This window comes from Shewanella sp. SNU WT4 (assembly GCF_006494715.1).
Classification (GTDB): Bacteria; Pseudomonadota; Gammaproteobacteria; order Enterobacterales; family Shewanellaceae; genus Shewanella.
Genome location: NZ_CP041151.1, coordinates 2546348 through 2568469, shown reverse-complemented (window position 1 = coordinate 2568469; position 22122 = coordinate 2546348). Strand labels below are relative to the sequence as shown.

15 protein-coding genes and 16 tRNA genes are annotated in these 22122 nt (G+C 44.0%); 19 read left to right on the top strand and 12 right to left on the bottom strand.

The genetic code is table 11. The features are described from left to right. Nucleotides 1–5: 5 nt before the first annotated feature. The 7 genes from FJQ87_RS11525 to FJQ87_RS11495 form a co-directional block, all read right to left on the bottom strand. Nucleotides 6–82 (bottom strand) — tRNA-Met (locus FJQ87_RS11525). Nucleotides 83–120: 38 nt separating this feature from the next. Next, a tRNA-Met gene (locus FJQ87_RS11520) sits at nt 121–197 on the bottom strand. Between the two features lie 38 nt (nt 198–235). Beyond that, nucleotides 236–312, bottom strand: a tRNA-Met gene (locus tag FJQ87_RS11515). Between the two features lie 38 nt (nt 313–350). Further along, nucleotides 351–427, bottom strand: a tRNA-Met gene (locus FJQ87_RS11510). 38 nt (nt 428–465) lie between these two features. Then, nucleotides 466–542 (bottom strand) — tRNA-Met (locus FJQ87_RS11505). Between the two features lie 37 nt (nt 543–579). After that, nucleotides 580–656, bottom strand: a tRNA-Met gene (locus FJQ87_RS11500). A gap of 37 nt (nt 657–693) precedes the next feature. Then, nucleotides 694–770 (bottom strand) — tRNA-Met (locus FJQ87_RS11495). A 410-nt stretch (nt 771–1180) separates the two neighbouring features. On the opposite strand from FJQ87_RS11495, the gene rlmKL reads away from it, so the two are divergent. From rlmKL to rmf, 5 genes are all read left to right on the top strand, one after another. Next, complete coding sequence (rlmKL, locus tag FJQ87_RS11490) at nt 1181–3313, top strand: bifunctional 23S rRNA (guanine(2069)-N(7))-methyltransferase RlmK/23S rRNA (guanine(2445)-N(2))-methyltransferase RlmL (protein WP_140932749.1); 2133 nt, start codon at nt 1181–1183, stop codon at nt 3311–3313. After that, nucleotides 3306–3533, top strand: a complete 228-nt coding sequence (locus FJQ87_RS11485) for a glutaredoxin family protein (protein WP_140932748.1) — start codon at nt 3306–3308, stop codon at nt 3531–3533. Before rlmKL ends, FJQ87_RS11485 begins: the two co-directional genes overlap by 8 nt. 1 nt (nt 3534) lies before the next feature. Beyond that, nucleotides 3535–5472 carry an ABC transporter ATP-binding protein gene (locus tag FJQ87_RS11480; protein ID WP_140932747.1) on the top strand — a complete coding sequence of 646 codons (1938 nt, stop codon included), beginning with the start codon at nt 3535–3537 and terminating at the stop codon, nt 5470–5472. 29 nt (nt 5473–5501) lie between these two features. Beyond that, the gene (locus tag FJQ87_RS11475; protein WP_140932746.1) at nt 5502–7400 is read left to right on the top strand and encodes a DUF3466 family protein; all 1899 of its coding nucleotides are present in this window, start codon (nt 5502–5504) and stop codon (nt 7398–7400) included. 257 nt (nt 7401–7657) lie between these two features. Then, complete coding sequence (rmf, locus tag FJQ87_RS11470) at nt 7658–7834, top strand: ribosome modulation factor (RefSeq protein ID WP_140932745.1); 177 nt, start codon at nt 7658–7660, stop codon at nt 7832–7834. A 64-nt stretch (nt 7835–7898) separates the two neighbouring features. Here rmf and fabA read toward each other — a convergent pair whose 3' ends face one another. Both fabA and FJQ87_RS11460 read right to left on the bottom strand, forming a co-directional pair. Beyond that, nucleotides 7899–8414, bottom strand: a complete 516-nt coding sequence (gene fabA, locus FJQ87_RS11465) for a bifunctional 3-hydroxydecanoyl-ACP dehydratase/trans-2-decenoyl-ACP isomerase (protein ID WP_140932744.1) — start codon at nt 8412–8414, stop codon at nt 7899–7901. Nucleotides 8415–8485: 71 nt separating this feature from the next. Further along, a complete protein-coding gene (locus tag FJQ87_RS11460; protein ID WP_140932743.1) occupies nt 8486–10078 on the bottom strand; it encodes a S16 family serine protease in 1593 nt (530 codons plus the stop codon). A gap of 218 nt (nt 10079–10296) precedes the next feature. Here FJQ87_RS11460 and FJQ87_RS11455 point away from each other — a divergent pair. The 5 genes from FJQ87_RS11455 to FJQ87_RS11435 all read left to right on the top strand — a co-directional run bounded on the left by FJQ87_RS11455 (nt 10297) and on the right by FJQ87_RS11435 (nt 12730). Then, nucleotides 10297–10387, top strand: a tRNA-Ser gene (locus FJQ87_RS11455). Nucleotides 10388–10928: 541 nt separating this feature from the next. Then, a tRNA-Ser gene (locus tag FJQ87_RS11450) sits at nt 10929–11019 on the top strand. Between the two features lie 330 nt (nt 11020–11349). Beyond that, nucleotides 11350–11440 (top strand) — tRNA-Ser (locus FJQ87_RS11445). A 319-nt stretch (nt 11441–11759) separates the two neighbouring features. After that, entirely contained in the window at nt 11760–12425 is a 666-nt protein-coding gene (locus FJQ87_RS11440; protein ID WP_140932742.1) for a DUF4386 family protein, read from the top strand. Nucleotides 12426–12460: 35 nt separating this feature from the next. Beyond that, nucleotides 12461–12730, top strand: a complete 270-nt coding sequence (locus FJQ87_RS11435) for a helix-hairpin-helix domain-containing protein (protein ID WP_140932741.1) — start codon at nt 12461–12463, stop codon at nt 12728–12730. 162 nt (nt 12731–12892) lie between these two features. Here FJQ87_RS11435 and FJQ87_RS11430 read toward each other — a convergent pair whose 3' ends face one another. Continuing rightward, on the bottom strand, nt 12893–15751 hold the full coding sequence (locus FJQ87_RS11430) for a methyl-accepting chemotaxis protein (RefSeq protein WP_168195182.1): 2859 nt from the start codon (nt 15749–15751) through the stop codon (nt 12893–12895). A gap of 2 nt (nt 15752–15753) precedes the next feature. Beyond that, nucleotides 15754–16506 carry a hypothetical protein gene (locus tag FJQ87_RS11425; protein ID WP_140932739.1) on the bottom strand — a complete coding sequence of 251 codons (753 nt, stop codon included), beginning with the start codon at nt 16504–16506 and terminating at the stop codon, nt 15754–15756. A 416-nt stretch (nt 16507–16922) separates the two neighbouring features. Here FJQ87_RS11425 and FJQ87_RS11420 point away from each other — a divergent pair. From FJQ87_RS11420 to FJQ87_RS11380, 9 genes are all read left to right on the top strand, one after another. Next, nucleotides 16923–17013 (top strand) — tRNA-Ser (locus tag FJQ87_RS11420). A 326-nt stretch (nt 17014–17339) separates the two neighbouring features. Next, nucleotides 17340–17984: a UvrY/SirA/GacA family response regulator transcription factor gene (gene uvrY, locus FJQ87_RS11415; protein WP_140932738.1), complete on the top strand. Its 645-nt coding sequence runs from the start codon at nt 17340–17342 to the stop codon at nt 17982–17984. A gap of 17 nt (nt 17985–18001) precedes the next feature. Further along, nucleotides 18002–19834 carry an excinuclease ABC subunit UvrC gene (uvrC, locus tag FJQ87_RS11410; protein ID WP_140932737.1) on the top strand — a complete coding sequence of 611 codons (1833 nt, stop codon included), beginning with the start codon at nt 18002–18004 and terminating at the stop codon, nt 19832–19834. A gap of 46 nt (nt 19835–19880) precedes the next feature. After that, nucleotides 19881–20429 carry a CDP-diacylglycerol--glycerol-3-phosphate 3-phosphatidyltransferase gene (gene pgsA, locus FJQ87_RS11405; protein ID WP_140934091.1) on the top strand — a complete coding sequence of 183 codons (549 nt, stop codon included), beginning with the start codon at nt 19881–19883 and terminating at the stop codon, nt 20427–20429. Between the two features lie 322 nt (nt 20430–20751). Continuing rightward, nucleotides 20752–20827: transfer RNA gene (locus tag FJQ87_RS11400), tRNA-Gly, on the top strand. 24 nt (nt 20828–20851) lie between these two features. Further along, nucleotides 20852–20925, top strand: a tRNA-Cys gene (locus FJQ87_RS11395). A gap of 42 nt (nt 20926–20967) precedes the next feature. Then, a tRNA-Leu gene (locus FJQ87_RS11390) sits at nt 20968–21053 on the top strand. A gap of 85 nt (nt 21054–21138) precedes the next feature. Next, nucleotides 21139–21224, top strand: a tRNA-Leu gene (locus FJQ87_RS11385). A gap of 84 nt (nt 21225–21308) precedes the next feature. After that, nucleotides 21309–21394, top strand: a tRNA-Leu gene (locus FJQ87_RS11380). 284 nt (nt 21395–21678) lie between these two features. On the opposite strand, the gene FJQ87_RS11375 is transcribed toward FJQ87_RS11380, so the two are convergent. Continuing rightward, nucleotides 21679–21954, bottom strand: a complete 276-nt coding sequence (locus FJQ87_RS11375) for an HU family DNA-binding protein (RefSeq protein ID WP_140934090.1) — start codon at nt 21952–21954, stop codon at nt 21679–21681. Nucleotides 21955–22122: the final 168 nt, after the last annotated feature.

The window sequence follows — 22122 nt, the reverse complement described above, 5'->3', positions numbered from 1 at the left end:
GGAAGTGGTTGCGGGAGCAGGATTTGAACCTACGACCTTCGGGTTATGAGCCCGACGAGCTACCATGCTGCTCCATCCCGCGTCCGATTGTATTATTAATTTTGCTTCTTAATAAGGAAGTGGTTGCGGGAGCAGGATTTGAACCTACGACCTTCGGGTTATGAGCCCGACGAGCTACCATGCTGCTCCATCCCGCGTCCGATTGTATTATCAGTTTTGCTTCTTAATAAGGAAATGGTTGCGGGAGCAGGATTTGAACCTACGACCTTCGGGTTATGAGCCCGACGAGCTACCATGCTGCTCCATCCCGCGTCCGATTGTATTATCAGTTTTGCTTCTTAATAAGGAAATGGTTGCGGGAGCAGGATTTGAACCTACGACCTTCGGGTTATGAGCCCGACGAGCTACCATGCTGCTCCATCCCGCGTCCGATTGTATTATCAGTTTTGCTTCTTAATAAGGAAGTGGTTGCGGGAGCAGGATTTGAACCTACGACCTTCGGGTTATGAGCCCGACGAGCTACCATGCTGCTCCATCCCGCGTCCGATTGTTTATCAGTTTTACTTCATCATAAGGAAGTGGTTGCGGGAGCAGGATTTGAACCTACGACCTTCGGGTTATGAGCCCGACGAGCTACCATGCTGCTCCATCCCGCGTCCGATTGTTTATCAGTTTTACTTCATCATAAGGAAGTGGTTGCGGGAGCAGGATTTGAACCTACGACCTTCGGGTTATGAGCCCGACGAGCTACCATGCTGCTCCATCCCGCGTCCGATTGTTGCTCTTAAACACAACGTATTTAGCAGTAAGTAACTGGTTAATTTCGCTGCTGCTTCAGAACGAGGCGAACTATAGCGATGCATCCTATCTAATGCAAGGACTATTCCATTAAGTTGGGTTTACCTGCCTACTCACTAAACGATTTGTTGTTATATCAGGCGATGCGCGTAATTTAACCGCATGTTGGATGTTTTTACGAGGTTAGCATTATGAGTCAACGAGTTGCCGCACGACATCTATTAGGCTCAACATCACGATTAAACCTTGTGTCTTTGCCATGTAACGGTAGTTGTACTGTCTATATAGAAGAAAAAGCGAGTTAGGATGCAGCAAGGTTTATCATTTATAGCCATGACCATGTATAATGCGCGTTTATTTTGGTAGCGTCGTAGCGTATTACATGTATTCATTTTTTGCCGCAGCCCCAAAGGGCTTTGAGTATGCCTTAGCGGGCGAATTAACATCATTAGGTGCTGTTGAAGTTAGAGAGAGTGTCGCGGGTTGTTATTTCTCTGCTTCCATTGAACAAGCCTATCAAATTGTGATGTGGAGCCGTTTGGCCAGTCGCTTAGTCTTGATCATCTATAAAGGTCCATGTGAGACAGCGCAACAACTCTATGATGCTGCCTATTGTATTGACTGGCCGAGCCATTTTGATTATCGCCGTACCTTTAGTATCGATTTCCATGGCACGGGTGGTTTCATTAATAACACTCAGTTCGGCGCCTTAAAGATTAAAGATGCCGTGGTTGACCGTTTCCGTGAAGATTGCGATCGTCGCCCTGATGTTAGCCGCACTGACGCTGATATCCGCCTCGATGCGCATTACCGCAACAATCAAATTACCATAGGTTTGAACTTCTCTGGCCCTGCTATGCATCAACGTGGTTATCGTGACCGCACTGGTGAAGCGCCGTTGAAAGAAAATTTAGCGGTACATATGTTACATCGCAGTGGTTGGGCGCATGATCAGCAGACCTTAATGGACCCATTCTGTGGTAGCGGTACTGTACTGATTGAAGCGGCGTTAATGGCTGCTGATGTAGCTCCTGCGATTAATCGTACCCGTTTTGGTTTTGAACATTGGCGTGCCCATCGTCCTGCTGCATGGCAGTTAGTGAAGGACGAAGCAGAGCAGCGCGCTAGCGCGGGCTTAACTGCGTGTAAAATTCAATTCACGGGTTCTGACATTGATGGTCACGTGGTGGCTTTGGCTAAGCGCAATGCTGAGCACGCGGGTGTGTCACATTTAATCGAATTTAACCGTGCCGATGCTTTAACCGTAATGCCAACGGCAGAGACTGGTTATGTTGTCACTAACCCGCCTTATGGTGAGCGATTAGGCAATATGTCGGGCTTACTGCAACTGTATTATCAGTTGGGTGATAAGTTTAAACGTGATTTTGGTGGCTGGAAAGTTGCCATGTTATGTAGCGATGTTGAACTTGTATCATCGATGAAGCTTAAAGCTGATAAACAGATGAAGATGTTTAACGGCGCGCTCGAGTGTGTATTTAACTTATATACCTTGCATGCTAATAGTACTCGCCGTGAAGTGGTGAGCCTTGATGGTATTGATATCAGCACTGTCGCTCTGCCTTTTGCAAACCGCTTAAAGAAGAATATTAAAGCGTTAGAAAAGTGGGCTAAGAAAGAGGGTATTGATAGCTATCGAATTTATGATGCTGACATTCCTGAATACAATGCTGCCATTGATAGATACCTTGATTATGTAGTCGTGCAAGAATATAGCGCACCTGCCAATATTCCAGAAAACATCACTAAGCGCCGCATGACAGACATGCTGTTAGCACTGCCGATGGCCTCTGGCGTGAATACCGACAAAATCATCATTAAGACCCGTGAGCGTCAAAAGGGTGTGAGTCAGTATCAAAAGCTGAATCTTAATAAAGATAAGCTCGAATTAATCACCACTGAATATGGCTGTAAGTTCAAGCTGAACTTGACGGATTATCTTGATACTGGTTTGTTCCTGGATCATAGATTGACCCGTCGTTTAGTGGGGCAAAAAGCTAAAGATCGCGATGTGCTTAACTTGTTCGCCTATACAGGTTCGGCGTCAGTGCATGCGGGTAAGGGCGGCGCCAAGTCGGTCACTACTGTCGATATGTCTAACACTTACTTAAATTGGGCTAAAGATAACTTTGTGCTCAATGGCTTGATGGGTCGTCAGTATAATTTCGAGCAAGCTGATTGTTTGCAGTGGGTTAAAGACTGCCAACAGAGCTATGACTTGATCTTTATTGATCCGCCAACCTTCTCAAACTCTAAGCGTATGGAAGATTCTTGGGATGTGCAGCGCGATCATGTCAATGTATTGGCTGATCTTAAGAAGTTACTGCGTCCAGGCGGCGAGATTATATTCTCAAACAATAAGCGTAAGTTTAAGTTAGATATTGAGACCTTAACCAAAATTGGTTTAGTCGCAACTAACATGGATGAAGCCTTATTGCCTATGGACTATAAGCGTAACGCCCAAATTCACAATGTCTGGTTAATCACTCATGCCTGAGTGGATTTTATATCACACTGATGGCTGTCACTTGTGTGAGCAAGCAGCAGCCTTATTAGCCAGCGCCAACATAAAAGCTGAGTTGCAAGATATTTGCGATGATGAAGCATTAGTGGCGCGTTATGGCATCAGTATTCCAGTGTTGGCTCGCCGTGATAGTTCACAAGAATTATCGTGGCCATTTGATTTGGCGGCTGTCGTCGCCTTTGTAGGAGAGTAGTGTGAGTCTGGTTCGTATTAATAGAGGCTCGTTAGCCTACGGTTACACCCCATTATTGAAAGCGGCTGAATTTACTATTGAGCCGGGTGAACGCGTGTGTATTGTGGGTCGTAATGGCGCCGGTAAGTCGACATTATTAAAAGTGCTGTGCGGTGATTTATTGCTGGATGAAGGCGAGTTCAACATAGCTAATGATGTAAAAGTTAGCCGCTTGCAGCAAGATCCGCCGAAGCAAGAGCAAGGCTCTGTATATAGTTATATCGCTGATGGCTTAGAAGAAGTCGGTAAGGTACTTGAGCAGTATCATGATATTTCACATCGCATTGGTTCAGTTGATGCCGATGAAATGGAAAAAATGCTTAAGCAAATGGAGCGTTTACAAGAGCAGCTTGACCATTTAAACGGTTGGCAGTTAGACAGTCGAATTGATAGTCACTGCAAACGTTTAGGCATAGACCCAGACACAGCGCTGTCGGAATTGTCCGGCGGCTGGCAGCGTAAAGTGGCGTTAGCCCGCGCCTTGATCAGTGAGCCAGATTTACTGTTACTCGATGAGCCAACTAACCATTTAGATATTGATACCATTGAATGGTTAGAGCAATTCTTACTTGGCTTTAAAGGCGCCATTGTATTTATCTCGCACGATCGCGGCTTTATTTCGCGGATGGCGACACGCATCGTTGACTTAGACCGCGGTGTTGTGACTTCATGGCCTGGCAATTACCAAACTTATTTAGACGGTAAGGCTGAATGGCTGCGGGTTGAAGCTGAGCATAATGCCAACTTTGATAAGAAGTTAGCTGATGAAGAAGTGTGGATCCGTCAAGGGGTTAAAGCGCGTCGTACCCGCAATGAAGGCCGCGTGCGCGCCTTAAAAGCGTTACGCACTGAGCGTTTAGAGCGGATTAATCGTCAAGGCGGCGTCAATATGGCGGTGTCTGATAATGATCGCAGCGGTAAGCTGGTGTTTGATGTTAAATCATTATGCTACAACCTGCCGGACAAAAACTTGGTTAATAACTTTAGCACGACTGTCATGCGTGGCGACCGTATTGCTTTGATTGGCCCGAATGGTTGCGGTAAGTCGACCTTAATTAAGTTATTGTTGGAACAGTTAGAGCCACAATCGGGCGAACTTAAGTGTGGTACTAAGCTACAAGTTGCGTATTTCGACCAGTATCGCGAAGCCTTAGATCCAGAGAAAACCGTTGAAGAAAACGTCGGTGAAGGTAAGCAAATGGTTACCGTCAATGGCCAAGACCGCCATATTCTTAGTTACCTGCAAGACTTCTTGTTTTCACCAATGCGTGCTCGTACGCCAGTGAAAGCTTTGTCGGGTGGCGAGAAAAACCGCTTATTATTAGCGAGGTTATTATTACGCCCTGCTAACTTAATCGTACTTGACGAACCAACCAATGATCTAGATATTGAGACACTTGAGCTGTTAGAGTCGATGTTAACTGATTATCAGGGAACCTTGATAATCGTCAGTCATGACAGATCCTTTATCGACAATACAGTGACCAGTAGTTGGTGGTATGCCGGTAACGGTCGTTGGGCGGAGTTTGTGGGTGGTTACCAAGATGCCGTTGAACAAGGCGCGAGCTTTTATCGCGATAGCGAAGACTCAAGTGCAAAAGTTTCGGAATTAAAAACAGAAAATGTAATCGAAACCAAACCTACCGCAGCAGAACCCGTGAAAGCGGCGGCGCCCGCTAAGAAGTTATCTTACAAACTTCAACGCGAATTGGATGAACTGCCTAAGTTAATGGAAGCGTTGGAAATTAAGATTGAGCAATTGCAACAGCAAATTAGCGAAGCCAATTTCTACAATCAAGCTCAGGATGTCGTTAATGACACACTTGCGCGTTTGACTGAACAAGAACAACAACTTGAGATTTGCTTTGAGCGTTGGGAAGCGCTGGAGTCGATGAAGTAAAATCACAATAACGACAGGATAATAAAAACATGAAGTTGAAGTTGGAAGTTGCATTATCTGGAGTAGCGATTGCCGTATTAAGCACAATTGCCAGTGTGAATGCGGCGCCGGTATACGAAATCCAGAACATCATCTATAAGCCGGATGGATCTCCTGACATTGATGGTAGCTTAACTGGTACTCGTAACGGTTATGGCACTGGTGTTGCGTCAGTTGATGGTATTCTGCAAATGGTGGGTTTATCACAGGGGCGTAAAAAACTCAGTGATGGCGACATCGAAGATGGCGGCATTCTTGATGAAGACAACGGCATTGCTCCATCAGAGCAAATTCGTTACTCCATTTTGGAGCCAATCTTAGCTAACAACTTCAGCTTCAAGGCCGAAAGTAACTCGAGCCCAGCGCCTTGGACACCCATTTTTTTAAAGATTAATGGCCAGACAGCAACAACTGACAATGAAAATGCACCTGCACCAGATAATTCAGTGGATGTGTCGTTATTTGCGATTGCTGATGACGGTGTCAAAGTCGGCAGTATGTCAGCAAAGCAAGAGACTAAGCCGTATGTCGGTGATTCAACGACCCAAAAGCTATGGTATTACCGCGCATATGAAGAGCGCGGTGTAGCTGTTAATGCCGCAGGCGCAGAAGTGCCACTATTACCGCCTTATACCCAGTATGTAAAAGATGGTAAAACTGCTGAACTGGGCGGGTTATCAATAGGTGCCGCTGTCAATAACTCAGGATTAGTGGCAGGTTTTGCCAGTACCGGCATTAATAAAGCTACTTCTGATAATTTAGATTTATGCTTGACTAGTACAAGCACCACTATGCCAAAAGAAGTTTGTATTCAGCAATACCAATTTCCAGATCTTAATGGTCAAAGTGGTATTCAATATCAGTTGCGTGCAGCCGTATGGCAATTAAATGCCGAACGCTCTGCTGTTGCAGGTGATGCGCTTATATTACCTTTAGGCTTAGAAACAACTGACACTAATACTATTTTTACCGCCCAAGGCCTTGGTATTAATAGTGAAGGAACTGTGGTTGGGCGCTCACATACATATCGCTATGGTGATACTAAAAACCTGAGAAATGACGCTGCTTACTGGACTCTAGATACTGGTAAGTACGTGCATCATCGGGTGCCAGTGCGTGACAATGACGTATTTAACTCGATTGCCACAGATATCAATGATAAGGGTATTTTGGTGGGTAGTTTTAAGAGCTACATTGAAGGTTATGTTCGCGATAAGTTCTTTTATTTCGATACTACTGCTACTGATGACAGTACAACAAACACTATTGTTATCCCGAATGATTTCCGTCCGTTTACTTCTGATTTATCGAGTAAGCCAAAGAGTATTAACAATAACGGCATAGTGGTTGGTTATATTGAAACCACTTATGAAAAAGAGTTACCACGGCCGAAAGAAGCTTTTTATTTTGATATGAATGGCAATGACGGCAAAGGCGAGTTTGTTAACCTCAATAAGCAGTTAACCTGTGAGTCTAAAGGTTATAGCCAGACTGATGGTAAGTGGGCTCGTCATCCGATTGTGGTTAAGGATGGTAATGGTAAAGAGCTGAGTTATAGCGCTGATTTCAAATTAGTGGATGCTGTGAGTATTAATGATGATGGCGTTATCGTTGGCACAGTGTTTGTGCGTAAGCCTAAGTACAAACTGGATGCTAAAGGCGACCCTGTACTAGGAACTAACGGTCCATTATTCGAACTTAACGGTTATGGCGAGCCTGTGACCTCTTATTTACCGCGCTCGGTAGTATTAACTCCAGCGGCTGGCGGTGTAGCTTGTACCGAAGTTGATGATAATGGCACGGATGTACCGTATGAGCGCAAAGGTGGTGCTATGATTTGGGCATTGGCATTACTGCCACTTCTGTGGTTACGTCGTAAATTTAGCTAAGCTAAAGCCGTACATTGAGCTTAAGGCAGATTTAACTCTGCTTTAAATAACGCTTAAATGAAGCTTAAATAAATCACAATTGACAGTTTGTATCAAAAATCGACGCCTAGCGTCGATTTTTTTTAGGCAATGATCTCAATACCTTAATATTTCGCGGCTAAAATACCCAAATTTTGCGATTGATCTCGTCTAAAAAAAGTTCTATTCATACTAGTGAAGCGCATGCTTCGTCTGTATATGGAACCGAGGACGCTTACATGAAAAGACAAAAAAGAGATCGATTGGACAGAGCTTTTTCAAAAGGTTTTCAGGCTGGAGTTGGTGGACGTTCAAAAGAAAACTGTCCTTACGCGAATCTTGATTCAAAGTCCCAATGGCTTGGTGGCTGGCGGGAAGGGATTGAAGACCGACATAATGGTCTACTTGTGAAGTAAGCTTACCAGCCCTCTCGACGAGGGCTTTTTTTTACGCTGTAGATGGATGATTCTTTTAACGCGATTAAAACTGCGAAGTATCGCTAAACACACCCACTTTTAAGTCAGTGGCACTGTAAATTTCACGACCATCCACTTCCATAGTCGCATCAGCAATGCCCATAATCAGCTTACGATACACCTTACGCTTAATGGTAAGCTTGTAGGTGACTTTTTTAGCAGTAGGTAATACTTGACCAGTAAATTTGACTTCGCCTACGCCAAGGGCTCTACCTTTGCCTTTAGCGCCTTCCCATGCGAGGAAGAAACCAACCAGTTGCCACATGGCATCTAAACCTAGGCAGCCAGGCATGACAGGGTCGCCATTAAAATGACAACCAAAAAACCACAGATCAGGGTTGATATCAAGTTCAGCAATCAGTTCGCCTTTGCCAAATTCACCGCCATCGGCATTGATCTTGATAACTCTGTCGATCATCAACATGTTGTCTATGGGCAGACGTGGGGCATCTGCACCAAAAATGTCACCATAGCCGCAGGCGATAAGTTGTTGTTTGCTGAAACTGCTAGCGTTAGTCATTGAAATGGGTACTCCTATAATTGTTGCGCCCAGATTAGCTAACACGTGTACGCTAAACAACTCCGATCAGATCAATCGTTGCGACTAGCAAACAACAATTTGAACTTTTCACGCCAAGTCAGCGGGTCATCGTCATGGCCTGCTAATTTGTCCAAACGTTGCTGCACTAGGCCATAGAGGGTTTCATCTGGGTAGTTGTCATCCTCATCGGCAACGCCTGCAGGCATGTCCATTAATATTTCTACAGCTTGGTCAATATGTTCAACTTGATAGAGCTGAAACTGACCTTGTTTAATGGCATCAATCACTTCAGGCTTTAAATTTAACTGACACACATTGGCTTTAGGGATCATAACCCCTTGACGGCCAGTCAGTTGACGACTGTTACAGAGGTTAAAGAAACCTTCGATTTTCTCGTTAACGCCCCCAATAGCTTGAACATTACCCATTTGATCGAGCGCGCCAGTAACAGCAATGCTTTGGATGATAGGACGCTCTGCAATGGCGGACATCAGCGCGCAATATTCAGCCAAGGAAGCGCTATCACCATCAATCTCTTGATAAGATTGTTCAAACACTATGTTAGCGTTGAGGTGGAGCGGGGCGTCACGGCCAAATACGCGATAAAGACAAGCCGATAGGATCATCATACCCTTAGCGTGAATGTTGCCGCCAAGCTCTGATTTACGCTCAATATCGGCGACTTCACCATCACCATAATGAACTGATGCAGTAATTCTGGCGGGTTCGCCATAGCTAAAATCTGGGCTATCGATAACTGTCAGGCCATTAATCTGGCCAACAACTTCACCATCGGTTTCTAACACTATGAAAGCATCATCAAAATTTTGGGCTGAATATTGCTCAGAAGAATTATGACGAAAGTGCAGCTCGGCCAAAGCTTGATTAATGGCAGCAGCATCTAACTCTGTGGCTTGTGCCAATACGCTTGCTTGCAGCATTAATTGCGAGAACTGCACCATATTAAGACTTAATCTATCTTGGTGTTCACATTGACGCGACGAATACTTAAGTAATGGTTGCAGCGCTGATGCTTGCAACGTCAGCTTTTTACGCGCGGCGAGGGCTTGCAAGAATCGGCAATAATCCGCGGCATTATGCTGATTGAGATCAAGCTCTGAATTAGATTCAGCCAATAACGGGAATAATTGAGTGAACTTAGGGTCGTGATAGGTTAACTCAGCAAATAGTTGGCTATTACCTATCAGCACTAACTGACAGTTAACTTGATCTTGTTCGCCGTTGTTATAGTCAATCTTATGGTTGATCAGTGCTTGAATTAAGCCATGCCATAAATTTTCAAACCGCAATAAACTTTCAGCGCAAATAAACACTAGCTTATCTGAGTTCAATAGCCCTGGTTGTTGTTTGTTTTTGCCAAACAAATGGCTACGGCGAATATTACCGTGGAGATACTCAAATTCTTGCTTGTTTTGGTGGGCTATGGCCTGAAACACCGCCTGTCTGTCCATACCCACGTAATCGGCAATGTACAAGTACTGCTGCTCTAATTGGCTGGCTAAGGTAAAGGTCGACACTAATCGAGTTTGGCCGAGTAAAATATCTGAGAGTTTACTCTTTTCAGACAATGCTGAATGAAAGTGAGGTTCAAGGTTGGTAGCGAGTACAAGTGTTGGATTCATAACTAGTCAACTTAGATGTCATTAACAAATACTACCATAGAGTCAGATTTAATGACGTCACAGTTTGTGTTTGGCACTAAAAATCTTAGTCAGAGGATGAAGTTATGAGTTTTTGAGGCGGCAAAATGCGCAATCTGGTTAATATTGGTGCTATCAGTGCTGTTCGTGGCAATAATCGCTTTACAGCCAACGCCTGAGCCCGTAATATTCGCAGCAACGGAGGGGTGGCAGAGTGGTTGAATGCACCGGTCTTGAAAACCGGCATAGGTTTATAGCCTATCCAGGGTTCAAATCCCTGCTCCTCCGCCAAATTCCATGAGAAAGGCCGCTGATTATCAGCGGCCTTTTTTGTTTGTGGATTTTGAGCGTTTATGGCCTTGTCTGTTGCACAGTGTTTGCTATCCTTCAATTGTGTCCCTATGTCGCTCCCCTGCTAGCAATCCTTAGAGTATTTACCTCTGAGTATATCTTGCTTGTTAAGTGATGCTGTTAATCACATGAGCTGAGCTTTTGCACGTGGTTTTTGCTGTTAAACCTTATCCCCCTGGCTGTAAAGCTTAGAGACTTGGTTGTTAGGTTAGGCGGAGCAGTAAGTCGCTAAGGCCAATCACCTAAGCTATTGGTGTCGTCTTACTCGTGCAAGCCGATGCATCCCAACAGGCTAAGCCCACAGATTCATGAACACTGAGTTTTCATTGTTGCTATTTGAGTTTGTCGTGTTTAATTTTTAACCGTTACGAGGTTTATTTATCCACAATGAGCAAGAGTTGAATGCAAATTGTTCAATTGACTCGTTATTTTAAAATAAGCGTTTACAGCCTCCGCTGACCTAGGTAATATGCGCACCAACGGAGGGGTGGCAGAGTGGTTGAATGCACCGGTCTTGAAAACCGGCATAGGTTTATAGCCTATCCAGGGTTCAAATCCCTGCTCCTCCGCCAAATTCCATGAGAAAGGCCGCTGATTATCAGCGGCCTTTTTTGTTTCTGTTGTCTATAAGCGTGTGTGCCTTGAAACTTGCCTCTTAAGTTTGCTGTTGTCTTTACATTTTTGTCATTTTTCCCTTTCTAGGTATGTTAAGCCGCCAGAGCGAAACGCTGACTCTTTGGGTAACATTCGGTATATCCATTTAAAGAGGCACATAATTATTGCTCATGACGCTTGTTTTTTAACGATATTTATCAGCGATTGCTTGTAAACTGTTCAATTGGTTCATTATTTTAAAAAAAATATTTACAGCATATGCCTACCTAGGTAATATGCGCACCAACGGAGGGGTGGCAGAGTGGTTGAATGCACCGGTCTTGAAAACCGGCATAGGTTTATAGCCTATCCAGGGTTCAAATCCCTGCTCCTCCGCCAAATTCAATGAAAAAGGCCGCTGATTATCAGCGGCCTTTTTCGTTTTCAGTGTTTGATAAATCTTTCACTTTGCTGGCGCTAATGACTACAGTCCTAAGGGCATCGCCACCGCTATATTTATGGCACCTACTTAACTATGCGTACGGCACTTACGAGTAGTAACTTACAAGTAGTCACTTACGCCTACGGCACTTACGAATAGCCACTTACAAACAGTTACCAATGAATAGCTCAATTTATCGTTGAGACCTCGTCACAACTGGCATAGCCTGATTTCTTGTATCACTATCTATAAAACATCACAGATGAGTAGCATAGGATGACATTACAGAAAGTGGGCGGCATTGCCGCGCTCATTGAAGCGCTTGCTTACATCATAGGTTTTGTGGTGATGGGGACGATACTAAACCCAGGCAATACTGATGGTTGGAGCCAAGCTCAGAAACTTTCCTTTATTCTTGATAAACACATCATCTTTCAAAGCTGGATCCTATTTATTTATGTCATTTTCGGACTAGTGCTAGCGGTAGCTCTGCATGAACGTTTACAAGGCGATGCTAAAAGTAATGATAGGGGTAGTGATAGTGCCTTGATGCCCATAGCAACAGTGTTTGGTTTCATTTGGGCGGGTCTAGTTATTGCTAGCGGTATGATTACCAGTATCGGCTTAGATACAGTCGCTAAACTGTATGCCATGGATATTGAGCAAGCCGTCGCTTTATGGGCCGCCATCGGTGTTGTGCAGCAAGGTCTTGGCGGCGGCGTTGAAATTGTTGGTGGCTTGTGGGTACTGCTCATTAGTGTCGCGGTGCTGCGTTCTTGCGCGCTACCTAGGTTATTAGGCTACTTAGGCATGGTGGTTGGAGTCGCTGGTATTCTTACTCTAGCGCCGCCTTTAAGTGATTTAGGCGCCATCTTTGGTCTCGGACAAATTGTGTGGTTTAGTTGGATAGGTATATTGATGCTGCGCAGTGCTGGCGTTTAAATACGGCTTAACTTCTAACAATTAGGTGACTTATTATGACCCATAGAGATATTGCGCAGTTTGCCGATATTCCCAATGTTGGCCCTGCCACCATTAAGGACTTGCGAACTATTGGCATTCATTCACCTAAGGATTTAATCGGCCAAGATCCTTACCAACTCTATGTTCGTTTGTGTCAGTTAACTAATAGCCGTCATGATCCCTGTACGCTCGATATCTTTATGGCTGCGGTTAGCTATATGGACGGCGGGCCGGCGCAAAAATGGTGGGAGTTTAGTGCTGAGCGTAAAAGGCTATTATCTTAGTAGAATGACACAGCCAAAGAGCACGGCAGGAAAGGGCGTAGATGCCGATAGTGACCTAGGTGCTGGGCGAGCGATGAGATGAACTAATTATATAATAATCGTAGCGACAGTTATCAATAAAGTGATGAGCGTCGCTGCGATTGTGGTTAATTAACTTGGCTGTTAAGCAAATTCCTTTTCCCAGTCGTCGCTATTATTATTGTCAAAGAAGTGGTAATCAATCCCATCGGCGTTTGGCTTATACGGGGCCGATGGGGGTGTATGGCTGACTCTGTCTTCTAATAATTCAAAGAAAGCGACCATCTCGGTCATTTCTTGCGATAACGCCCACATGCTCTCACTGGCGCTTGACGCTTCTTCAACCAATTCCGCATTTTGCTGGGTCATATCATCCATACGCGCTACGGCGGTGTTCACTTGCTCAATCCCACGGCTTTGCTCTTGGGCAGCATCACTTATGCCTTCCATTTTGTCACCAACGGCTTCAATCATGGTCACAATTTCATTTAAGGTGACACCTGATTCATTCACTAGTGATTCACCAATGGCGACTTTCTTATTACTGGCTTGAATGAGTTGTTTGATTTCTTTGGCGGCGGTTGCTGAGCGTTGAGCAAGATTACGCACTTCACCCGCCACAACCGCAAAACCGCGTCCTTGATCGCCCGCGCGCGCCGCTTCAACTGCCGCATTAAGCGCTAATAAATTTGTTTGGAAGGCAATTTCATCAATAACGCCCACAATTTCAGCGATTTCATTACTTGCATGACTAATTTCTTTCATCGCGCTGATGGTACGGGTGATGGCGGTACCGCCTTCTCGGGCACGGATACGAGCATCTGTACTTAATGTTTTGGTGGCTAAGGCATTTTCAGCACTGTGCTTCACACTTTTGGTCATATCATCCATGCTCGATGACGTCGTTTGCAGGGATGATGCTTGCAGTTCAGTACGCCGACTTAAATTTTGGTTGCCGGTGACAATTTCTCTTGAGGTATTAGAAATGGTAGCGGCGGTTTCACGAATTTTAAGGATCACCTCAGTCAGTTTCTCAACGGTTTGGTTGGCATCGCTTTTGAGCTGACCTAGACGGCCGCCATAATTTTTATCGATTCGTAGGGTTAAATTACCTTTGGCCATGGCCGCTAACATGCTTTGCATATCGACAATGGAGTTTTCAATATTGTCCGATAGATTATTGAGGCCTTTAGCCAAGGTGAAGAAGAAACCATTCTTATTGTCCATATTGATGCGTTTACTAAAATCACCAAAGGCAGCCGCGGCTATGACGGTATCTACTTCGTATTCAATGGCTACTTCATCGGTGCGATCACGCCACTCAATCATAGTGCCAATACGAGTGCGCTGAGTATCAAACATAGGCATGGCATTGATTGCCATAATCCGATTTCCGACTTTTAATTCACTGAGATGAGCCGTAGTAATATTTTGTAATAGGTTAACTTGCTGCTGACGATAGAATTTATCGATGGATAAGCCAAGCACATTGTTGGGATCAAAATTATGGATATCGCGGCCAAAATCAGCTTCAGCTGAATGCAGCATTGCGGTTGCTGCATGGTTGATATAGATAATTTCATTATTGCCATCGGCAATCATAATATTGTTGGATGCGCTATCTAGTGCTTGGCGCACCTGAGCATTCTCATTGGCAATCACTAATGATTTAGCTTCGAGAGTCATTTTTTGATGAGCGGATTGTTCAATATTTTCTAGCGAAGCATTAGTTGCTTGCTTAATAGCTAATAAATCGCCGCTGTAATCGCCTTGTACGCGCACGCTTAAATCACCTTGGACGATGCGAGCCATGACGTGATTGAACTCAGATAAGCCATGCTTAGTTTCATTCATTAAACTATTAAAGGATTGCGCTAATTGTCCTAGTTCATCCTTAGTGTTGATATCTAGGCGCAGTGAATAGTCACCCGTGCTAGCGACATTTTCGACACAGGCTTTGGCCCTAAGTATGGGTAATGCCACTGAACGGGTAAAAACGACGCTGATAAAGATGCCAAGCACTAGCCCGAAAAAGCCTGAGGCTTGTAAGATAGTGATGATAGATGCAGTTAATTCGCCTAAGTCGTTAATTTCTTGTTCAACATTCTTAACTTGCAGGGCAATTAAATCATTAACCACGAGCAGCGCGTTATCTGCAGCTGGCTTAGTTTTCTGTGCTAACAGATGTTGTGACATATTCCATTGAGTCGTTGCTCTAATGGCGAACATTTTAGAGACTAATGACTTCATTTTTTGGCTGGCATCTTGGTAGCTAGTTAGCTGCTGGCGCTGCAAGGAAGTCAAAAATGTTAAATGTTGATTATTGGTGAGCAGCAAACTGTTTTTTTGCCAGTATTGCTCAAACTTTTGCTGGAATTTAACATCGCCTGTCATTAAATAAGAGCCAACGGAATTTAATATCATTAAATAGTTGGAGCTTAATTGATCAAACAGCCCCAGTAATTTTTTTCGAACTGGGGTAGCAGGGAGCTCATCTTCTAAGCGAGAGAGCTCAAATAATGCCCGTTGCGCCTCGTCTACCTGCGGCATAAATTCCTTTTTGAAGATCTTCATGGCGGGCTGCTCATTTTCGGTATGAGCTACAGCTTCCACTTCATCTTGTGCGCTGCGATATATGCTCAGTAACTCTTTTAAATTACTAATTTTTTCTTTAAAGCCCTCGATTGGACTATCGACCGCCGCAGCACTAAGCTGGGCTAATAAATTATCGATGTTAATCCAGCCCTCTTGGCGCTGGTCTTTTAACTCAGGTTTTCCTAAAATGAGATAGGCGTGGATGATTGCCAAGGATTTACTAATTTCCGCTTGTAAAGTGAGTCCGGCGACATCGTTGGAAAATGTTTGAGTCACTAAGGTATCTTGGGCTTTATCTAGTTCAATTAAGCGGCCGTTGGAGTAAATAATGGCTGCAAACATCACCAGTAATACCGAACTAAAACCAATAGCTAACTTTCTACCTATGGTAAATTGGGGTATTTGCATCTTCATTTATCCATACTCATGTTTATCTGCAGGGGGGGATTTGCAAGGGCGGCTAAGATTAGGGTGATTTTTTCATTGATTATTAAGATTTTTTCATAGACCTCGGATGGGGTTTTTAGGTCGGTCATCTGCTTAATTTGATAGTAATCACCCAGTGCTACATTGGTTTCTAAGGTGGCCATGGCGCTAATTAAGCTGTCTAAACAAATACCTAACTGTAAATAGACATCCCCAGGAATAGCGGTCGTTGCCTGTAGTTGAATGCGTGCCATGGGTAATTGGCCTTGGCGTTTGCCGAATTCATCAAGCTTGTCACTGAGTACTTGGGTGGCGACAAACACATCCTGTGCTTGGATATTGGTATTAACCTCGGCTTCGCTAGGAAATTGCTGGATGACTGTCGGGGGTAAGTGACGCTGGGCAAAGTCATTAATTAATTTGTCGATATTAATAACTAATGCATAGTTATTGCTTGGTATCACTGGGCCATAAAGTTCTGATACTACAAGCGTGTCGTCATTATTGATGTCAGTGGCAGCATTAGCATATGGGAAAACTACCGCCGCGCTTGAGTTAGCCAGGTTAATACTCTTACTGGCCACATCTTGAGTAGTGCTGGATATTTCGCTGCCAATAGCAGGGCTTATAACTAATGCAAATAGCAGTAGCGTTAACAAAGGTTGATCAGCGCTTCCACCGAGGCGGGGAGCGCATTTGTTGGCAACATGGCGATTAAACCAAACAATGTTTTCCATAAGCATCCTTGCTAAGGGACTAACTCTGGACAGTTATCTGTCCACATGATGAAACAAACGATGGTGTTAGATTAACCATCACTATCTAGAAGATTAGTCTAGACAATGCTTGATGCAACTCTTGATGCAACTCTTGATGCAACTCTTGATGCAACTATTGATGTGACTAAATAGTTCATAATTAGGGTTATTGTTATGGCCCTTGCAATAACTGAGCGCGCGACTATTTAGTGTCAATTGCCAATGTATATTCCAGATAGATCTCGTTTTAGATAACTGCTTATGGGGAGTTGTGCGAGTTATTTGAACACTTTGTCTTAATTTTGATGCATCTGCTGGGCTTTTGAGCACTTGAGCTGAGAGTTATTAATTAATGGTTTACAGCCTAATCCCTCCTAGGTAATATGCGCACCAACGGAGGGGTGGCAGAGTGGTTGAATGCACCGGTCTTGAAAACCGGCATAGGTTTATAGCCTATCCAGGGTTCAAATCCCTGCTCCTCCGCCAAATTCAGAAAAGCCCGCAACGAAAGTTGCGGGCTTTTTGCTATGGAAAATTTGCTAACTATTTAGCGAGCGAGTGTTACGCTGGACTAATAGTTGAAACTCTTTATCAGTAATAGTTAATAATGAGTAGCGTGATAACTTAAGCAGATTAATTGCATTTATAGTCACTCATGAATTTTCTACCATGCTTTTGAGTGATCCTTAATCGAATTAGATATTTTTATCTAATTCATTAAGTTAAATCGATTGAATTTGCTTTTCATCGCTCGGAGTATGGGCTAAATTAGCCAGCATGCGGAACAACAAAATGTCTGATGGTGCACTCAATTGATCTCTGTATTGCTAGTTGATGATCACGACCTGGTTAGAACGGGTATTCGTAGGATCCTCGAAGACGAAAAAGGTATTAAAGTTGTTGGCGAAGTCGGTACGGGTGAAGCCGCGGTACTTTGGTGTCGAAATAACGAAGCCGATGTGATCCTGATGGACATGAATATGCCTGGTATTGGTGGGCTTGAGGCAACGCGTAAGATTTTACGCCATCAAAGCCATGCCAAAATCATAGTATTGACAGTACACACCGAAGATCCTTTCCCAACTAAAGTCATGCAAGCTGGCGCCAGTGGTTATTTAACTAAAGGGGCTAAGCCGCCTGAAGTGCTGCAAGCTATTCGCCAAGTTGCACTGGGTCAACGCTATCTTTCCCCTGAAATTGCCCAACAGATGGCCTTAAGTCAGTTTAATCAGACCGATGAAAACCCATTTAAGAGTTTATCTGAGCGTGAATTACAAATCATGATGATGATAACCAATGGCGATAAGGTGAGTGATATCTCGGAGCAGCTGAATCTTAGCCCTAAAACGGTTAACAGCTATCGTTATCGCTTGTTTGCCAAGCTTGGTATTAGTGGTGATGTTGAGCTGACTCGTTTGGCGATTCGTTATAAAATGCTCGACACAGGTCAGTTTTAACTCATTGTCGAGGCGTAATGCCCAATTCAATTTTTGATGCTAAGCGTTTTTTAAGTGACGTACCCAGTCAACCGGGTGTGTACCGCATGTATGATGCCAAAGGTATTGTCATCTATGTTGGTAAAGCAAAAGATCTTAAAAAGCGCTTGAGTTCATATTTTCGCCAGCAAGTCGGTCATGTTAAGACGCAAGCGCTAGTCAGTCATATTGCTAATGTTGATGTGACGTTAACCCATAGCGAAACCGATGCCCTCATTCTTGAACACGATTACATTAAGCAATACATGCCTAAATACAATGTATTGCTGCGAGATGATAAATCGTATCCCTATATTTTACTCTCAGCCCATCGCCATCCACGTTTGACCTATCACCGCGGCGCCAAGCGTGAAGCGGGTGAATATTTTGGCCCCTATCCCAATGGTGGGGCGGTTCGTGAAAGCCTAAATTTACTGCAAAAGTTATTTCCAATTCGCCAATGCTCCGATGTCTTTTATCAGTCGCGATCACGCCCATGTTTACAATATCAAATTGGTCGGTGTAGTGCGCCGTGTGTAGGTAAAATCTCAGATGAGGATTATCAGGCGCAGGTTAGGTTGGCTACCTTATTTTTACGGGGTAAAAATGAGCAAGTGGTGGCCAATTTAGTGGCGCAAATGGAAAGCGCTGCGCAAGAGTTAGCCTTTGAAAAGGCGGCTAGGTTACGTGACCAAATTCAAGCCTTAAGAAAAGTGTCTGAGCAACAAGAAGTGTCTTCGACTCAGGGCGATCTTGATATTATCGGCGTGCAATATGAACATGGCGTCGCTTGCTTTCATTTACTCTTTATTCGCGATGGCAAGATTTTAGGTAGCCGCAGTTTCTTTCCTAAGGTACCGGCGCAAACCGAATTGGATGAAGTACTGAGCGCCTTTATGCTGCAGTTTTATTTAAATACCGATGCGCAGCGCAGTTTTCCCGATGAAGTGATCATAAGTCATGAATTTGAAGAAATTAACGCCCTAGAACAAGCCATTGCCCAAGCGTTAAATAAAAAAATCACTATTAAGACTCGCGTGCGGGCAGAGCGCGCCAGCTATTTACGCTTGGCTGTGACCAATGCCAGTAATGCGGTGCAAACTAAATTGGCACATCGCAATACCATTGAAAAGCGCTTTGTCGCGCTAGAAGCTGCTTTGGGCTTAACTCAGCCGTTAGCGCGCCTTGAATGTTACGATATCAGTCATACCATGGGGGAGAGCACTGTCGCCTCTTGCGTGGTGTTTAATCGTGAAGGACCTGAAAGCTCGCAATATCGCCGCTTTAATATTAAAGGAATTACCCCTGGTGATGATTATGCCGCTATGTCGCAAGCCTTATCTCGGCGCTTTGATAAACAAACGGCAGAAGCCATAGTCCCTGATATCGTATTTATCGATGGCGGTATTGGGCAACTGCGTCAAGCGCAAGCCATCATAGATGCTAAGTTTGCCAACTTGCCGACTAAACCACTCGTGATGGGAATTGCGAAAGGCGAGAGTCGCAAGCCTGGGCTTGAAACCCTTATTTGGGGACATAACGAGCAAAGCTTTTCACTGGATGGTGATGCTATTGCTTTACACCTTATTCAGCATATTCGTGATGAATCGCACCGCTTTGCGATTACTGGTCACAGGAATAAGCGCCAAAAGACGCGTAATACATCTACCTTAGAAAATATTGCCGGTATTGGCCCTAAACGACGTAAAGCATTACTGCAATTTTTAGGAGGATTACAAGAGGTTAAGAGTGCTAGCGTCGCACAATTAGCTAAAGTTCCTGGGATTAGCATAGAAATGGCACAAACTGTCTATGATTCGTTGCGAGGGTAAGTTTTTTCAGGCAAGATGACGTTGCCTTGGACAAATTGGTTAAATGATGCCGTTTAATATACCTATTGCCCTGACGTGGTTTAGGGTTTTTTTACTTCCAGTTTTTGTTGTTCTTTTCTATCTACCTTTTACATGGGCTGCTTTCGCAACTGCTTTTGTTTTCTGGTTTGCGGCATTAACCGATGCGTTAGATGGCTATGCAGCAAGAAAGCTCAAACAATCAACTCGATTTGGTGCATTTTTAGATCCTGTTGCTGATAAAGTCATGGTTGCCACTGCTTTAGTACTATTAGTGCAAGACTACGATAGTATTTGGTTGACGATTCCTGCGCTATTGATGATTGGTCGAGAAATCGTGATTTCAGCCCTGCGCGAGTGGATGGCAGAAATTGGTAAACGCGGAACAGTGGCTGTTTCTTGGATAGGCAAATATAAAACGGCGGCGCAGATGTTGTCGATTATTGGCTTATTATGGAAACCCAATGACTGGGTTATCTACTTCAGTTATGGCCTACTCTATATAGCGGCAATTCTAACCTTCTGGTCAATGATGACCTATTTACTCGCCGCTTGGAAAGATTTAGTAGCAGAGTAATCAACTAAAGCGACCTTAACGGTCGCTTTTTTGTTATTTGAGGTAGGAAAAAGCTTTTTTTGGCAGGTTGGTTGGCTGCCATTCATAGTAGTCTTCAATCTTACCGTTAGTTTTGAGTTGATTATTTGCTTTATTATTCAGCATCATGGTTGATTTCTTAGCAAGTTGATCGCTTAATGCGCAGTCGGTGCAAATATCTAATATTCTTCGTTGACTCTTGCGCGGAAAAAGGTAAAATTCATTTCGTAGTCAGGGGCGACCTAGCAGAAAAGATAATTAAGTCAACGGCTTATGAATCGCTAAGGAAGTTAAGGCTCAAAATGCGGCATTAGCTCAGTTGGTAGAGCGATACCTTGCCAAGGTATAGGTCATCGGTTCGAACCCGATATGCCGCTCCAATCTTAGATTGGTGCACAAAAAATGGCGCGATGGCAGAATGGCTATGCTGCGGATTGCAAATCCGTCGATCTCGGTTCGACTCCGGGTCGCGCCTCCACAATATTTGAAAGTGGATGCCAATAGGCGTTCATTTACAAATGCCCGAGTGGTGGAATCGGTAGACACAAGGGATTTAAAATCCCTCGCTGAATAAGCGTGCCAGTTCAAGTCTGGCCTCGGGTACCATATTAAAGCGATGAGTTCGCGAATTAAGTTGAAACACTTAATAACAGTTAAGTTTATTTGCAGTGTAAATTGCAGTTAAACCTAAGCCCGAGTGGTGGAATCGGTAGACACAAGGGATTTAAAATCCCTCGCTGAATAAGCGTGCCAGTTCAAGTCTGGCCTCGGGTACCATATAAAGCGATGAGTTCGCGAATTAAGTTGAAACACTTAATAATCAATTAGTTTACTTGCAATGTTAGTTGCAGATAAAGCTAAGCCCGAGTGGTGGAATCGGTAGACACAAGGGATTTAAAATCCCTCGCTGAATAAGCGTGCCAGTTCAAGTCTGGCCTCGGGTACCATCTTTAGATGAAACAAAAGCCTCAACAGTAATGTTGGGGCTTTTGTTTATCTGCAGTTTAGCTATCTGTCTTTTAAAGAGATGGATACATAGGCGGGTACCTGCACCCACCTACGGGCTTGCACTATCAACTCTGCATTAATGATCCCATGACGTCATAGCTCATCATTTCCCCTCAAGTCAGCAGTCATCTTAACTCTCCTTCAATTTTTTATGATTAAGGGCAAAAAAAGTGCTTAATTATATGAGCCTCCTTGCTTAGACATGCTGAGGAAAAAACGTGACTTAGCTGTTAACTAACGTTTTTAATGCGGGAGAGGGCTTAAAACTGGGGTGATTAGCGCCAGCAATGTCAATCTTAGCGCCGGTTTGTGGGTTACGGCCTTGTTTCGCTAAGAAGTATCTCAGCTCAAAAGTGCCGAAGTGCGGGATATAAACTTTTTCGCCTTCCATTAGTGCTTGTTGTATAGTGGCTAAAATATGAGTTAGTTGCTGTTTTGCGGCGGCTTGACTGCAGTCTTGTTTGCTGGCCATGTGCTTGATCAATTGACTTCTGTTCATCATAAATCAGATAAAGAAATTTGTTACTTATATACCAGTCACTAGCAACACTCTCCAGCATAAGCTCACGTTAATACAGGTAAATGCGGTATATTTCAGCGGTTGTAAATTTGCTTGTATCTTGCCGTTATATTTGTGTTGTCGTGTTTTACTTAAGTGGCTGTGTTG

What these genes read in the sequence shown, in the direction of transcription:
- FJQ87_RS11475 (WP_140932746.1), top strand. Translation starts at nt 5,502, where the DNA reads ATGAAGTTGAAGTTGGAAGTTGCATTATCTGGAGTAGCGATTGCCGTA.
- uvrC (WP_140932737.1), top strand. Translation starts at nt 18,002, where the DNA reads ATGCCCAATTCAATTTTTGATGCTAAGCGTTTTTTAAGTGACGTACCC.
- FJQ87_RS11430 (WP_168195182.1), bottom strand. Translation starts at nt 15,751, where the DNA reads ATGCAAATACCCCAATTTACCATAGGTAGAAAGTTAGCTATTGGTTTT.
- FJQ87_RS11440 (WP_140932742.1), top strand. Translation starts at nt 11,760, where the DNA reads ATGACATTACAGAAAGTGGGCGGCATTGCCGCGCTCATTGAAGCGCTT.
- rlmKL (WP_140932749.1), top strand. Translation starts at nt 1,181, where the DNA reads ATGTATTCATTTTTTGCCGCAGCCCCAAAGGGCTTTGAGTATGCCTTA.
- rmf (WP_140932745.1), top strand. Translation starts at nt 7,658, where the DNA reads ATGAAAAGACAAAAAAGAGATCGATTGGACAGAGCTTTTTCAAAAGGT.
- FJQ87_RS11425 (WP_140932739.1), bottom strand. Translation starts at nt 16,506, where the DNA reads ATGGAAAACATTGTTTGGTTTAATCGCCATGTTGCCAACAAATGCGCT.
- FJQ87_RS11460 (WP_140932743.1), bottom strand. Translation starts at nt 10,078, where the DNA reads ATGAATCCAACACTTGTACTCGCTACCAACCTTGAACCTCACTTTCAT.
- FJQ87_RS11375 (WP_140934090.1), bottom strand. Translation starts at nt 21,954, where the DNA reads ATGAACAGAAGTCAATTGATCAAGCACATGGCCAGCAAACAAGACTGC.
- FJQ87_RS11435 (WP_140932741.1), top strand. Translation starts at nt 12,461, where the DNA reads ATGACCCATAGAGATATTGCGCAGTTTGCCGATATTCCCAATGTTGGC.
- FJQ87_RS11485 (WP_140932748.1), top strand. Translation starts at nt 3,306, where the DNA reads ATGCCTGAGTGGATTTTATATCACACTGATGGCTGTCACTTGTGTGAG.
- fabA (WP_140932744.1), bottom strand. Translation starts at nt 8,414, where the DNA reads ATGACTAACGCTAGCAGTTTCAGCAAACAACAACTTATCGCCTGCGGC.
- pgsA (WP_140934091.1), top strand. Translation starts at nt 19,881, where the DNA reads ATGCCGTTTAATATACCTATTGCCCTGACGTGGTTTAGGGTTTTTTTA.